This window comes from Blautia marasmi (assembly GCF_900258535.1).
Classification (GTDB): domain Bacteria; phylum Bacillota; class Clostridia; order Lachnospirales; family Lachnospiraceae; genus Blautia; species Blautia hominis.
Genome location: NZ_OIWX01000001.1, coordinates 937,419 through 951,805 on the forward strand (window position 1 = coordinate 937,419; position 14,387 = coordinate 951,805).

The following is a 14,387-nucleotide window of genomic DNA, read 5'->3' on the forward strand; positions in this document are numbered from 1 at the left end:
TATCTTTTATTTCATGAACCTAAAGGCAAGTATCCCTGCCACGGCCACAACTAAAGCCCCCACTGTCAGTAGGATCATGCGCTTTGCTTTTTTCTTTACCATGTTAAAATCCTCCTGTCCGTCAGACAGTCCTTTTTTTTCTTTTTTCTGCTGCTGTGTAACAATTTTCTGCTCTTCTCCATAAGCGTCCTTTATCCAATCCACATTTTCCGTGGACTGGTATAAACAGGGCTTATTGAAAAAAGACATCTGGACCATTCTCCTCACCGTCTGCCAGAAACTAAGCCCATTGTGATTATAAAATCCCGTGAGTGCAATCGGCACCACAACTGGCGTTGCCAGATAGCACGCTAATGTCATGCCGATTTTATCGTACAGACCGAGTACAATTCCCGCTCCCGCCCCCAGGGACAGTACACTGAATGTAAATTGCTTCACGGTCAGTCCCATCAGGAAGCTCTCCTTATAGTGCTGTAAATCCCTGCTGATTTCGATATCCATTTATCTCACCTTACCTTTCTTTACATTTTCAATCCTCTTTTTCCCCTCTTCAAAATATTCCTGACTGATCTCAATTGAGATGGAATCCCGTTCTGATTCAAGGGCAGCTTCCGCAAGGGCAAAGGAACCAGCATATTGGTCCAATACCAGTTCTTTTTTATCTGTAACAAATTCCAGTATCTGTTTTAGCAGTTCCACCGGCTTCTCCGATTGATGAACCCTATCAGCTTTTGAGATTGGCTGAATGTCAAAAGCCGTAGGAAGCATCCCTTTCGCTCCGGACATATAGTGTTTCATCTCCGGTTCTGCCTTGTCCTTCTTTGTGTTCGGCCGCATATCACGCGCACGTCCTTTTGAAAAGAACAGGATATCCTCTGTATTTTTTGCCTTCCGCCCCGTATTGGCAACGAATGTCCCCTTCCGCCAAGCCACCTTCGCGTAATATTCAAAGCCGCTTTCCTTCGCCATGGCCTTCACCTGGTAAAGATATTCGTAATTATCACCGTTTTCCTCCGGCAGAAACTCCACGAGGAAGTGCCCCTTCTTTAGAACACGGAATTTTTCGTCCAAATCCTGCTGTGTGTACTGGAACAAATCATAGGAGGCAAAGTCCCGGTTTCCCCCTTTTAAACTTTTTTTCAGCAGATATGGGTGGTCAGTGATAATTGCGTCAATGCTGTTATCCTCAAGGAAACTCAGATCACGTCCATTTCCCTGTATGAGCATGCAGGTAATATCCTCATTCTCTGCATTTTTCTTCGTAACCGTATAGACGCCTTTGGCAACCCGTTTAAAAAGGCCCTTATTAATCCCTTCATAGATCCGCGCCCGGATGCTGGGTTCCTTCACCTCTTTTTCCGCATACTGGTATACACATTCCTTTGCATCTTTCAGAGAAAATTGGTCCACATCCGCAAAATACTCAAATAGCGTCATTTGTATGCTTTTATCCTGCACCGCTGTTTCCAAACCCAAAGCCTCCTTTGCTTACAGCCCCAGGGCCTTGCTCGTCAGGCTCTGGGCGCCCTTTACACTTCCCACAGTCAGGGCAACCGTGAATGTCATTTCTCCTAAATATATCAAAGTCTTTGTCCAATCTGCATAGTCTCCTGCAAATTGTGGTAATCCTGAACTGATAAACGTATTACAAAGAATAATCGCCAAAGCCATAGTCACCGCCTCAAAAACTACACTTATGAAATACTTCGTAAACTGTACGCTTGTGGCACTCACTCCCCGATTTCCTGCAACCGTTGCATAAGCGATACTGCCAAACGGTACGATTACAAGTATTTTTAAAAATCGGAAATAAACATTATAAATAAGGAAAAATCCGCAGATCAAAATAATCAGGCTTAAAAATACCGCCAGGATTAAAAATACAAGGCTTTCCACAAATCCCAGATTCTTGATAATATCTGCCTGCGCCGGGTCTATCGTAACCTGTGTGGCCTCACTCCCTCCAATCAGTCCGACAAGATTTCCAACACTTGTAAATATGGCTTTCATAATATCGACGTTGTATACCACCAGCCACTGCGCGATTCCAATCCTGATCAACATACGGAGAATCACTTCAAACCGCATCTCTTCCCGCACATCTACACTTTCCGAACAAAAACCAATCACAAAAAATAAAACAACCAGGCTTGAACCAACAGCAACGAAAATCGGTTCAATCCCGGTTATAACTCCCCATGGGCCGCCTCCTTTGAAAGAAGTCGGGGACTGTCCCAGCAGTTCAAACACCATGTTCACCTGCCCGTTCCAAAAGCCGAACACGACCTCAAGAAGCGAAAGGATTGCCTCGCCCAAATTAAAAATATCCATTTACCATCACCTCATTTCCGTATTTGGATATTATGATTACTAGAGTATCATTTAAAATAATTCTTTTAAAAGAACAAAAGCCTTGAAATTTGTTTGCATCACTACCTCCTTAGATGCGGCAGCTTATATTTACCCGTCTCCGTGTAAAACTCCGGAAGTGCATACCCCGGTGCGAGCAGTGAATTGTCCGATTTAATTAATCCTTTATCCAACATATCATTGATAACTTCAGCCGTTTTCAAATGAAAAAAACTAATGGCATCATAACCAACACAGATAAGAATATCCTCCTTAAATTCAGCCATAGGATTGTAAAACCATGTTTTTTCACACTTTTCGTGATTTAATTTCATGGCTTCGATTACCTTTTCCTCGTATGCTTCCAGGTTTTTCTCATAATAATCTTTCGCTTCAAGTTCAGTAAGAATATAGGCTGCTTGCAAATCAATGGCCCCTTTATAGTGAAAGGTTTTACCGTTCCGCAATTTTTTCGCTATATCAGCCAGTGAGTCAGGATATATATTACCCGATATCTCCAAATCCCTTATCCGCAAATGTTCCTCTCCCTTTGCAACATAAAACTCGTTTGCATGATATCCTAATTGAGTATAGAAATTTGGGGTTTTATCTCTGTAATCGGTATCCACCTGGAATCCCAGGCTTATGAATAAATTTTTACACTCTTCTCTACATTCCTGACTGGCTTTTGCCATTTCAAGTAAATTGTCTCCTATATCAACAAAAAAAACTACGCGCCTTAACTCCAGCATAGTGTTCCCTCCACGTTTTCATTAAAACAGCACAATCAACTGATGCCCAGGAACGTGAGGACTGTACTAATCCCCGCCATAATCAAGCCGGCAACGATGCCCTTTATCGCAGAATTCATGGAACTCGAATCCTGCTGCTGGTAAGACTGGGCAAACTCCATTACGTTTTTTGCAAGGATAATCACGCCAACGGCACCTATGATGGCAATTACGAGATTCTTCAGATTATTCAAAGGTGCCGTCACCACTTCCGCGCCTGACGCATATACATTTGTTGTATATAACATGGTTGCCATGGCTGCCCCAGCGGTTATACTGCTGATTCTGTTAATCATTTTTTTTGCTTTTTGCTTTTTTTCAGTCAAATTCTTCACTTAAAATCTCCTTTTCTTTAAAAAAGGGCGCAAAAATAGCAGGTATAAAAGAACCTGCTGCGTGCGCCCTCTATTTTTTGCAACAGATTCCCATATATCTGCCATCTTAGGCATAAGAAATATAGGGAAAATTAAGATTCTTGATGGCCGGTCAGTTGTTCGCGTATTTCACGCATTTGTCCGGCACTTTTATCTGATTTAAAGTAAGTCAATATATCCTGGTAGGAAAGACCTCCTACCAATCCAAGACGTATTTCTTCTAACTGCTCTAATGTATAATCATTATTTATTAGCATTTCATTAAACTGCTCTTCTGTAATCTGTCCCAAATCCTGCTTTTCTATATTCTCGATTTCAGTTATTTTGCGGTTCTTTTTCAGTTCATCTTCTGAAAATATCTTTGCCGGCATATCAGGTTCCTGCAATGACAGCAATTCGTCCAGTGTTATTTCATCTATCTGAACATTCAGCCCCTGGTCCCTCTGGCGTTCATAATATTCAAAAGACTGCCGGTTCAGTAATTCGCAGGTTGGCACTGTACTTTTCTCACGGATTGGTGTATGATGATATGGTGGTGCGCCTCCATCAAACGTCTCCTTGAAAAGAGGATGCGCCGGGGTATTGTATTTTGAATCTACAATCGGGTCAAATCCCCGGATAAAGATCAGGCACTTTTTATTATCCAGCTTTCTGGCCTCATCCGGTGTCAGTAGTTCCCTTCCCAGCACATCAAAGTTTCGGCTGCTGCTGCCATTTTTTCCTCTTGTTTCACCAGAACTCCGCTTATCTACCGTAGCCTTCCCGAGCATCTTAGAAATATAATCGTGTGTACTCTGTTCATTCCCGCCAAGGTAGACCAAAGTGTCACAGTTCCCTGGGATGACCTCCCATGTCTTTTCAAACAATGCTTTAATCTGCGCAAGGTTCTGTATAATAATGATCGATGAAATTTCTCGTGACCTCATGGTACTAAGTAAACCGCAATAATCATCCGGTAATGCAAATGGCAATAGGTAAACCTCTGGCACTGCCGCCTCGGGTTTTTCCCCTGCCCCGCACCGTGCATGATAGTTTCCCATCACACGGCGCTCCCCCGACTAAGAACATAATCTCTTAGTATCGGCTTGAGGCTATCCCTCCACCGCTTATTATCACGGTTTCCCTGGTACTGTGCCTCTACTCTCACAACCACTAATGCACTTATTATAGAAGTTTTTCTCCCCCTTCCTTTTCGCTGCAACTACGGTACTTTGTCGCTGATACAGTCAGCTCCCGTATTGGCTGCTTTCCACGTTCCACATAACTTAGGATTGCTACCACTTAGGCCGCTCCTTTAGCCCTGCAAGCATTATCTTCAAGGTAAATCCTCAAGATACCTATACCCTATAAGCACAGAAGGCATTTCATACTAACAAATTTTACTTTGCCCCGCCTGCGTACCCCTGGTACACCTGCATTTCTACAGGCTATTTGTTTAGAGCCGTACATTCGGAACTTTGTCAGACCTCCTTTGGGTCATTCTAGCCATATGGCAGCCCCACCCGCACTGTCACACACAACTCATACCTCTATGAATCTTTCCTCGCCTTTCAGCGTTAGGGTGTGCATCGCACGACTTCCCCGCGCTTATAACCCCAACCATCTGTATCTGGCTGACGCTACGTGGAGTATCAGTGAATCCCCTTCCGGGCGTTACCCCATCATTTGAGATTTCAGTTATGCAGTTCTCCAAAGCCATTCATGGCTTTAGGCTGCGGTTTTGTCGGTTATTTCCACCGTTTTGGACGCAGAACGTGTCACACCATTAGCAAACTCATCAAGCATAAAGGTCACATGGATTGGTAATCTTCCTTCGTAAATAAAGTCAGCCTGGAAGTACAGTTCCTGGAATATCTGGCTGTAAAGCAGCCCTACAATGCTGTTGAACGATTTATCGGAATCCGGAATCACACAAAAAAGAGCTGTTTTTGTCTTTCCGTCACCATTTCTTCCCACCCCTATCTCCGGGATATTGATATCATCATGGTCCAGGATACGGAGGATTTGTGGATTTTCCAAAAAAGCCAGTCTGGAATTTGCACTGATAACAATACTCCGGACCGTATCAGCCGCTCCTCTGATTACTTTATAATACTGTTTGACTGCTGGATGATTGCTGCCCTTTTTACGCTCCAGGCGCTTAATCCTGCGGTCTAAGTCCGATGGCGAGCCATCATCACGTACCTCTGCTTCTCCCAGTAATTTCAGTACCGTGGAAAAGTTCTGTTCACTTTTGGGGCATTCCAGCCAAACATAGTAGAACAGCGCCTGCAGGTATAGCGACTCTGCTTGTTTCGATAGGTAAGCCTTTGATATAATCTCCGGCTTTTCCCCCGACTAGCACCGGACATGCGATTTTCACCGCATCCGGCGCCCCATCGATTGTGTTGGCCTACATTTAAACAGTCACCAAATTATTACGTTACCCTATTGCTGGCAGACCAGCCCGCTCACGCAGACTGTTTATTTTGGAAATCATCTTTTTGGTTATTTCAAGTGTTTTGGTTAAGGCTTTTAATTCTCTTTGAGGTGTCTTCTGTAATAACGGCAGGTATTTCTTGTGTATGAGAATCATATTTCTGTAGCGTTCTTCTCCACCCTGTTCTTTAGATTTCTTGAACCAACATTCTATTGTTGAGGCATTCGTGAACACTTCTCCACTTATCGCACATTTACCCTGTTGTGCAGAAAATAAGGAAATTCTGCTATCCGTGTATTCTATGCTGTGGTCAGTTATCCGGTCATCTTTTAATCCATTCATGACCGCCTTGTTAAGAATGAGGCTTGTATGGATTAGTTCCCTTCCCTCTGGTGTGTAGCTACATACTTTGATTCTGTTAGGCATTGCCACCTTGAATTTCACATATGCTATCGGATAAATCATCTGGTCAATCCCAGCAGCATATCTTATCATCCTGGATTTTCCAAATCTTCCCTTTTCGCTCTGGGTTATCGTTCCGCCCTCACGCTTTAACATACATCCCTTTTCGGTGTTCAGCCTGTTTGTAAGTACCGTCATAACCTGTCTGTGGATTGCCCTGCAATCAAGGCTGATGCAGGTTGCAAGCTGGTAGTAGTTCTGTATGCCTAAAACCATCGAGTTATAAAGCCTTATCTCATTGAGACAGCTTATTTTTTCCCTTGGTCTTGCTATGTTCTTAGCTTGCTCCACTAATTTATCCTTTTCAATCTTTAGCCTTTTATCACAGATTGCCGATTTGACTACATACTTATGGTGTTTGGGAATGACCTTGATTTTGAAGCCTAAAAATTCCGACCATCTTTTACGGGTGTTTACAATCCTCGTTTTTTCTGGTGATACTTCAAGTTTCAGCCTTTCCTCAATCCACTTTGTGACAGCTTCTTTTGTTTTTACAGCGTCTTCCTTGGTTCTACAGAAGATTCTAAAATCGTCAGCATATCTCACGATATGCATTTCCTTGAGATTTGTCCTCCTCATTACCGTATATCCGTGGCTTTTATCTAAGACCTCGGACGTTCTGATAACTCTGTATTTCGCTTTTTTTAATGCCAGTGGGTTTTCTTCCCATTGGCTAGCCACCCACCAGTCAAGTTCATTTAGCACTATGTTTGCCAGCAAGGGGGAAATGATGCCGCCCTGCGGAGTTCCCTCGGTAGGGATGAGTGTTGAACCATCCTGCATTCTTATTGGTGCTGTCAGAATTCGCTTTATTACAAATATAAGCTGTTTGTCCTGTATTCCGAATGCCCAAATCTGTTTTATCAGCTTGCTATGATTCACATGGTCAAAAAATCCTTTTATATCAAATTCAATCACATAATGAAGATTCATTCTCTGTAACATCGTGTAAGTTTTTGATATCGCATGCTCAACCGAACGATTTGGTCTGAATCCATAGCTATTGTTATAAAACTTTGCCTCACATATCGGCTCTAAAATCTGCTTAATACATTGCTGTATCAGCCTGTCCCATATACACGGGATGCCTAAGGGACGCAGTTTTCCATTGGGTTTTGGTATATCTTTCCGTCTTACAGGTTTGGGTCTGTAGCCATGCTGGCTCCCCGTAACAATGAACCTCACTTTCTCCACAACCTTGTCGGGAGACATTCCCCCGATTTCTGTGATATTCCTGTTGTCCGTACCTGCTGTGTAGCTTCCTTTGTTAGCCTTTATGTTCCTATATGCGAGCAGGATGTTATCCCGGCTCAATATCAAATCCATAAGACTTTCAAATGTATCGCCGCTTAGGCTTCTCTGATATAACTCATCGAAGGTATCCTGCATATCATAGTATTCAGCGTGCCGCAAATCATCTACACATAGGTTTTTGTTTTTCTTTGGCATAAGGCATCACCTCCTTTTGAAAGTGACCCTTTTGGTCTTATTCGAATCCTTATGTTGGACTGAATAATGTATGCTTTTTACAACCGACTAGAGGCCATTCCTACTTCTTCCATTACAGAAGCTATCAACAGTTCGACCTCAACCTTTCAGCACCGATTCATCTGCTTATTGTTCTTCGTCAGATTATCCCTGTCCGGGATTCGATACCTTTCCTTGTTCCGATAGTCCTATCTGTACATTTATACCCTTAGGTTTCTGCTATAGTCCTGCCAGCTTGGATATGCCTGTAACATATCATGGTCGTTCGTAGGGAAAATTTCTACTAAACCACACTGGCTGCGCTTTAACGCACCCATACATTTCTATATGGTCTTCTTTTAGAACCGTACATTCACAGATTCGTCAGTTTGCCCGCCAAAGCAAACATACTAACCATAGGTATTTTATAGAGCCTCGGCTTATAGGTAACACACCCCACCTCTGGGGCGCTTTCGTGAGACATTTGGCAGTCTCTTACGGTTACTCTCAGCCTTTGTCATGGAGCTTCAAACCCCGACCTTTACAATCGACGCATGTCCATCAAGGCTAGGCGTTTCCGGACGTTACTCCTTCATTCCACCTATTGAACTATCAGTTCATAGACTGATTTATTAAATTAAATCGTGCCCATGCGCAGGCTTGTTACCGCCTGCGAACAAGTCGCACTCTCCCAGAAGGGATCGTTGCTCTGGGAGTTTTTCGGGGTTGTATTGGCGATCAGGTTTGTAATTAATTTTACGACATCTGATTCCTTCCGGATATACATAAATGGATTATAGCAGTCAGACTCTTCCATGTTCAGCAGATTCAGGACTTTGACAACATAACCGTGTTTCTGTAAGAATCCCCCGCAGGCTTTTAAAATTTCCCCTTTCGGGTCAGTGATTATATAAGAAGAACGGTTAAGCTGTAACAAATTAGGCTTACAAAAGAAGAAACTCTTTCCCGCTCCACTTCCCCCGATGACCAAAGTATTCAAGTTCAGTTTCGTTTTACGCGAATCCATCCTCATACGGACATTTTGGCTTAGTATGCGGTTCTCTGTCTCGTCCTTCTCGGCTAACACCTGATTCACCTGTTTGATATCTGCAAATTTGGCTGTACCATATTCTTTTCCCGGCATATAGTTTTTTCTGCTGGTCAGATACATGGCAATCGCAATCATATATACGAATTCTGCTAGTAATATCCCCTTAAAAGTTGTATCATTGAAGTAATTTCCAAATGGGCGGGCCATAACCATGTTAAGACGCTCCATAAAGGTATTGATATCAATCCCCTGTTCCCAGATGCCATTAAGAAGATACCCGCCATATGCCGCCAGCACACCACCAAGTACAATCAGCCAGACAGAAGTTTTTTTCTTATTTTCCATTACCTTCCTCCCCGCTTTTTTAGTTGGCCTGCCATCTGCAGTTTCCGGTTTTCTTCTTTTTTCTTGTGCAGCATGTCTCTGGTTTCTTTCAAGACTGGATCATAGCTCTGGTTGTATAACTCTTCCCCGGTACGTTTTCCAATTACCTGCCCCTCATTATTCACCACGCTGTATTCTTTATCCTTTCGAAGATTAGTAAATATTGTTCTCTTCTCCTCACTGATATGGGATATGGAATTTTTATCTATCCACAGGTACTCATTCTTTTTGAACGGAATCCGTGTGAGAATTCTCTTTTCAGTCTCTTCCACCGCAAGGCTCCTGGCAATAAAAATCTGATGGATATTGGGATCGTCTCTGACAGCTTCCTTTGCATGCTGCAGTACCTTCCTCTGGCGGCTATTCATCTCAGACATCTGCTTCTGTGCAGCCTCTGCCTTATGCGGCTGCTCCATCCCCCGCACAATAGGCTCCATGTCCTCCGCATGCTGCCATTTCCCCTGTTTCTCATACGCAGCAAACTCCTGTTTGTCCATTTTAAAGGCCATGCTGCCATCGTCATTGATCTCCAGGATTCCCAGGCTTTCCATATGTTTCAGTACAGGCTCTACTTCCGCCCATGGCATATCTATGGCATTACTGATTTCCCCAACACCCGCCCCTGGTGTCTGTGCCAGATATGTCCCAACTGCCTTAAATCCCCATGGAGAGACGGACTGTTCTTTAGGGGCGCTCTGCTTGTTTGGGTCCGACATATCCTTCTTGTCTATCCCGTAAGTCTCTTTCAGTTCCTTCTCCTCCCCGTTATCCAGATAATCCTGGATTGATTCAATCTTGCTCCCCTCAATGTCCCCCATGATTTGATTCACTCTGGGTGTAGCATCAGAATGAAAAAGGATTTCACTTTTACCATCCGCTTTATTGATATCTGGGAGGAGTGCATAGCGGATTTTATATTTATCAGCCAGCTTTTTCACCTTATTAATATCAGTCGTATCAAAACGGAAAACCTGCAAATCGCCTCCTGTTTTAAGAAGGTCTTTTACGGTTGTCCTTCCGGATAAACGTTCCATCTCCACCAACCTGCCAACGAATTTTCCAATATCCTTAGCCGTATGAAGCCCGCCTCCGACAATTTTCATGAATATCTCAATTCCCTCAAATGATACCCGCAGGATTTGGGTAGCTTCCTGTATTTCTCCCATAGAACTCACCTCCTGACTGCTTCATTCTCTTTTTTCTTTTCATCTTCGCGTTTCCGCAGCTCCTCCAGCATCCGGTCCAATTCATAGTCCACATTCTTATCCTGCAGGATTTTCACAAGTAACTGATTTGCTATTTCCTGATTGATATTTGCCACTTCTAACTGTATGATATACTCTTTGATTCTCTCCTGCAGTTCGCTCTCGCCCCGGATGGCATACTGCTCTATAATCCCAGCCTCCAGGTTCCCCTGGGATTTTTCCTTTTCCCTGACCGCAGCGATATGAATGACCGCATCATGCACACAGTCTAAGTCCTGCTGATGGAACGCATAACCTAAAAGTATCCTTTTATCCTCCTGGGTAAATACAAAGTCCTGCTTTTCCATTAAATCCATCATTTGGTAGCACTCCCGGACCATTCTGATATTTAATGACACCACACCAGCCTCACGCATCTGTATGTCTCCTTTCCCGTACCAGCAGCATAATCTCACGCATTTTCCGCATTTTATCAGCAGTCAATTCCTTTTTGATAATCCGCTTTACTTCATCATCGGCCAATCCTGAATCGAAGGCAGACCTGACTTCTTCAAGCTGTTCTGACGATAATCCTTCCGCAGCGATTTTATCCAGAATATCCGATGTCTTCTGCGGGAACAGCTTCTCAAGGATAGTTTTTTTTGTCTGCGGCGGCTGCGGTCTCCAATAAGATGGAGGAACGGTAGGTGCAGTTACCTTCTCTGTCTTTCCCTCAACCACTTCGGCATTTGACCGTGTTCTTGCCGCTGTAAGTTCCTCCTCCAGCTTCTTTATCTGTGTTTCCTGCACCGCAGCTTCTTCCTGCAGTTTTTTGATCAAACTGTCTTTATCTTTTAGGTTCTCATATAAGTCCTTAATCTCCTGGTTTTTCTCGTCCAGGACGTGTTCTTTCACCAGTGTTGAGAGCACCTCAAACTTCTCGTTATTCTCTTTAAACTGCTGCAGAGATGTCTCCATCATTTTTATCAGGTTTTCTGTATACTCCTTAAACGCTGCGCCTTCTGCGGAATTACCAGCATTCTTTTTGGCCTCAATCAATTGTGTCCTCATTTTTTTCATCCGGCTCGCCGGCAGATCCGGTGTCGCATAGGACATGATTTCTTCCTTCGTAAGCCCAGAGACGGAACCAGAAACAATTTCCGGTATCTGGTACTGGTCAAATGTGCCCTGACAGCACAAATCAACCAGTTCCCCGTCTACATCTTCAAGCATTGCAAAAACGGTCTGACGCATCTGCTCCGCATTAAGCTTTGGGATTGCAACCCGCCGCACGTCTTTAATGCCCAGCCCGTATTGGAAAGCCATCTGTATTACTTCAATCTGGTCCGCCCCCAGCTTTTTACGGCACTCTTCTAAATATTTCTGCTCTTCTATTGTCATATCTGCCTCCTGCAATAAAAAAAGACAAACCAATCGGCTGCCTCTCGATTCATTTCTTATCTAACTTTGGGGGAATTTGCTTTATTTTTCTGTTTTTCCGCCTTACCTTCCTGCTGAACCTGGGATACTGGTTCAAACTCGCTTTTTCCATGTTCCTCAAGCCATCCCATAATATCGTCAATCGGTGTTACAATAATTTTTTTCATGAAATCATTCGCAGCTATGGTCTGATATCCTGCACCCTGGTTCAAGATAATCATTTTTTCTGCATATTCCGAAATCTTACTATACTGGGTGTGGCTTTCCAGCAATTTGATTTTTTCCCGAAAAGACGCAATGAATAGCTCATATGGCATGGATAGGCATGTAATGCCTCGCTCCTCTGCAAATTTTAGTGCGTCTGTATAACTTTTTTGTTCTGATTCAGTCACTTTCCCATCATTGTCGAAAAATTGATACTTCAAATTATTCCTCCTATATATCAAGCAATCCCCTACCGTACCTTTCCTGATCGGGCCGGAACCTTATCCGTTATATTCTCTAAAGAAGAAATAAGAGCCATAATCTTTTCACTGTGACCTTTTTCCAAAACAGTCTCTAAATAGTCTATGATGTCCTGGCGCTTTTCCCGGTCTCCAATATCCCTGTAGAGGCGTCTTACCGGATCGGACTGGTTGTCCCCGGCTCTCATGTATCCCGCATCAAGATACTGGATAAAGTCTGTTTCCTTCATCACATCGTTCAGTTCCCATGCCACTTCCGCCATTTCTTCCTTCTTATCTGCTTTCCTGACAGCTCCGACCTCATCTAATTTATCTGCCAGGTTCACTCCCTGCTTCCTGTCCCGGTCAGGTAAGAGCGAAGAACGGTACATCAAAAAGCAGGTTAGATGGTCCCTCAATCTATGATTGTCTAAGACCGCTCTAATCCCAGGTATTTTTTTCCCTGCTGGTACTAAATCACGGAAACTCTCAATATATGCGTCTCCCAGCTTACATTCCAAAAGATATTTTTTTATTTCAGAAGCCAGTTTTTCCAGTTTATCCTGCTCATAGATCACGACTTTCTCCTCCTCTTTCCCTGCTTTTCTGCTTGTCTCTGCTCTGCATTCTCTCCTTTTGCTCCTGCATAATTTTCTTCCCTATCCTCTGCTGTCGCCTTACCTCCGCAAGAACCTCATTGAGCCGACGATTTTTCTCCTGGAAATTCAGGTACAACTGCTCTGCTGAATCAAATGTGTACCCCATATCCAACAACTGCGTTTTTAGCTGCTCTGCCTGCAGGTATTCTTCCTTAAATTCCTCATATCCCTCCTCATATAAAGAAACCTCAACCTTCAGTTCCTGGAGTTTTTCCCAAAGTTCAAATATCTCTGTATTGGCTTCACGGTTCTCTTTTTGGTTCTTTTTCTCCTGCCTAAGCGATTTTGCCTGTTCAGCCAATGCTTTCCTGATATTTTCCAAGTCCTTGTCTGTATGTATCTGATAAGCCGAAATGAAATTATATTTCTCCTGTATCTCATGAAGTTTCCGGATATCTTCTTTATATTTCCATGCATCGGAATAAGGCTGTTTTTTTAGGACGCCCAGCCGGTATAACTTTGTAAAATACATCTTCTGGTATCCAGTCAATAGGGACTTTCTTCTGGGAATATAACCAGTCACTTTTTTGACTCTGGGCGGCAGTTCCAATACTGGCTCCGGCAGTTCCTTTTCCCTTGCAGATATGGGGATACTTAGCCGTTCCCATATTTTTTCTTCTGTGTAATCGCCACCAAGGGTATCCAGCCTGCGCCCCTTATCCATACCTGGCGGCTTTAACAGAATATGCGCTCCCTGTTTTATCTCATATCCCCGTTCTTCTACTCCAATAAGGAACTCATCCCAGTTTTCCGCCTCGGCCGCCACCTGGTCGATGTCACGGCGGATCATATCATTCCAACTAAATTTACCATCTTTACCCTGATCCCAGATGCGTTCCTTTTTTTTCTTTCTGTTCTGGCGTACTTTATCCATATCCAGTGTTGCCATATGGTACTCTTCACAGATTTTGTTGACAAGCGGCTGTATGATTTTGTCCCAATCACCATTTCGGTAATCATATTTCTTCCCTTCTCCAATACAGCGGACACTATTAAATGCAATATGGCCGTGGATATGATCGGTATCATCATGAAGCGCATAGACTGCCTCAAACTCTTTTCCAAGGTACTCCTCTACAAATTTCCCTATAATCTTCATGGCAACATCTTTATCAACGGTATCTGCTGCCTCTTCAAATGAGATAATGATATGGTATCCCTGGCGTCCCCCCATCTTATCGTACCTTCGCTTAGTGTTCAGCATTTGTTTCAGTGCAGTCTCCGGCAGACAGTTATGGCCTGATACATACAGCCCATTTTCAGTTTTGCTGTCCTTCGTAATATAATTAATCGTATTTGCGAGATGCTTTGCCTGAAATCCCGATTTTGCACATCCCATATGCAATATTTTACTGATAGCCATA

12 protein-coding genes and 3 pseudogenes are annotated in these 14,387 nt (G+C 43.4%); all 15 read right to left on the minus strand.

What is annotated here, in order from left to right; translation table 11 throughout:
* Window positions 1-6: 6 nt before the first annotated feature.
* Complete coding sequence (locus tag C6P39_RS04085) at window positions 7-501, minus strand: PrgI family protein (RefSeq protein WP_104802907.1); 495 nt, start codon at window positions 499-501, stop codon at window positions 7-9.
* Window positions 502-1,470 carry a DNA-methyltransferase gene (locus C6P39_RS04090; RefSeq protein WP_104802908.1) on the minus strand — a complete coding sequence of 323 codons (969 nt, stop codon included), beginning with the start codon at window positions 1,468-1,470 and terminating at the stop codon, window positions 502-504.
* 18 nt (window positions 1,471-1,488) lie between these two features.
* On the minus strand, window positions 1,489-2,331 hold the full coding sequence (locus C6P39_RS04095; RefSeq protein WP_104802909.1) for a hypothetical protein: 843 nt from the start codon (window positions 2,329-2,331) through the stop codon (window positions 1,489-1,491).
* Window positions 2,332-2,432: 101 nt separating this feature from the next.
* Window positions 2,433-3,101, minus strand: coding sequence for a hypothetical protein (locus tag C6P39_RS04100; protein WP_104802910.1), 669 nt, complete (start codon window positions 3,099-3,101; stop codon window positions 2,433-2,435).
* A gap of 35 nt (window positions 3,102-3,136) precedes the next feature.
* Window positions 3,137-3,436 (minus strand): hypothetical protein, encoded by a 300-nt coding sequence (locus C6P39_RS04105; RefSeq protein ID WP_025531137.1) that lies wholly within the window; start codon window positions 3,434-3,436, stop codon window positions 3,137-3,139.
* Window positions 3,437-4,055: 619 nt separating this feature from the next.
* Window positions 4,056-4,476 (minus strand): annotated as a pseudogene (locus C6P39_RS28680) (type IV secretory system conjugative DNA transfer family protein); the annotation flags it as partial.
* A gap of 802 nt (window positions 4,477-5,278) precedes the next feature.
* Window positions 5,279-5,809: pseudogene (locus tag C6P39_RS04115) on the minus strand (type IV secretory system conjugative DNA transfer family protein); the annotation flags it as partial.
* 127 nt (window positions 5,810-5,936) lie between these two features.
* Window positions 5,937-7,844 carry a group II intron reverse transcriptase/maturase gene (gene ltrA, locus C6P39_RS04120; RefSeq protein ID WP_104802913.1) on the minus strand — a complete coding sequence of 636 codons (1,908 nt, stop codon included), beginning with the start codon at window positions 7,842-7,844 and terminating at the stop codon, window positions 5,937-5,939.
* 700 nt (window positions 7,845-8,544) lie between these two features.
* Window positions 8,545-9,258: pseudogene (locus tag C6P39_RS04125) on the minus strand (type IV secretory system conjugative DNA transfer family protein); the annotation flags it as partial.
* On the minus strand, window positions 9,258-10,463 hold the full coding sequence (locus C6P39_RS04130) for a PcfB family protein (protein ID WP_242986918.1): 1,206 nt from the start codon (window positions 10,461-10,463) through the stop codon (window positions 9,258-9,260). The gene C6P39_RS04130 and the pseudogene C6P39_RS04125, both read right to left, overlap by 1 nt.
* A gap of 5 nt (window positions 10,464-10,468) precedes the next feature.
* On the minus strand, window positions 10,469-10,918 hold the full coding sequence (locus tag C6P39_RS04135) for a hypothetical protein (protein ID WP_104802915.1): 450 nt from the start codon (window positions 10,916-10,918) through the stop codon (window positions 10,469-10,471).
* Window positions 10,911-11,882, minus strand: a complete 972-nt coding sequence (locus C6P39_RS04140) for a hypothetical protein (RefSeq protein WP_008724737.1) — start codon at window positions 11,880-11,882, stop codon at window positions 10,911-10,913. The genes C6P39_RS04135 and C6P39_RS04140 overlap by 8 nt, the downstream gene beginning before the upstream one ends.
* 56 nt (window positions 11,883-11,938) lie before the next feature.
* Window positions 11,939-12,346: a hypothetical protein gene (locus tag C6P39_RS04145; protein ID WP_104802916.1), complete on the minus strand. Its 408-nt coding sequence runs from the start codon at window positions 12,344-12,346 to the stop codon at window positions 11,939-11,941.
* A gap of 29 nt (window positions 12,347-12,375) precedes the next feature.
* Window positions 12,376-12,942, minus strand: a complete 567-nt coding sequence (locus C6P39_RS04150) for a hypothetical protein (protein WP_104802917.1) — start codon at window positions 12,940-12,942, stop codon at window positions 12,376-12,378.
* Window positions 12,932-14,386, minus strand: a complete 1,455-nt coding sequence (locus tag C6P39_RS04155) for a relaxase/mobilization nuclease domain-containing protein (protein ID WP_104802918.1) — start codon at window positions 14,384-14,386, stop codon at window positions 12,932-12,934. The genes C6P39_RS04150 and C6P39_RS04155 overlap by 11 nt, the downstream gene beginning before the upstream one ends.
* Between the last annotated feature and the right edge of the window lies 1 nt (window position 14,387).

Bases quoted from the DNA above. Each gene is read 5' to 3' on its own strand.
- C6P39_RS04085 (WP_104802907.1), bottom strand. From the start codon at position 501: ATGGATATCGAAATCAGCAGGGATTTACAGCACTATAAGGAGAGCTTC.
- C6P39_RS04095 (WP_104802909.1), bottom strand. From the start codon at position 2,331: ATGGATATTTTTAATTTGGGCGAGGCAATCCTTTCGCTTCTTGAGGTC.
- C6P39_RS04100 (WP_104802910.1), bottom strand. From the start codon at position 3,101: ATGCTGGAGTTAAGGCGCGTAGTTTTTTTTGTTGATATAGGAGACAAT.
- C6P39_RS04105 (WP_025531137.1), bottom strand. From the start codon at position 3,436: ATGATTAACAGAATCAGCAGTATAACCGCTGGGGCAGCCATGGCAACC.
- ltrA (WP_104802913.1), bottom strand. From the start codon at position 7,844: ATGCCAAAGAAAAACAAAAACCTATGTGTAGATGATTTGCGGCACGCT.
- C6P39_RS04130 (WP_242986918.1), bottom strand. From the start codon at position 10,463: ATGGGAGAAATACAGGAAGCTACCCAAATCCTGCGGGTATCATTTGAG.
- C6P39_RS04135 (WP_104802915.1), bottom strand. From the start codon at position 10,918: ATGCGTGAGGCTGGTGTGGTGTCATTAAATATCAGAATGGTCCGGGAG.
- C6P39_RS04140 (WP_008724737.1), bottom strand. From the start codon at position 11,882: ATGACAATAGAAGAGCAGAAATATTTAGAAGAGTGCCGTAAAAAGCTG.
- C6P39_RS04155 (WP_104802918.1), bottom strand. From the start codon at position 14,386: ATGGCTATCAGTAAAATATTGCATATGGGATGTGCAAAATCGGGATTT.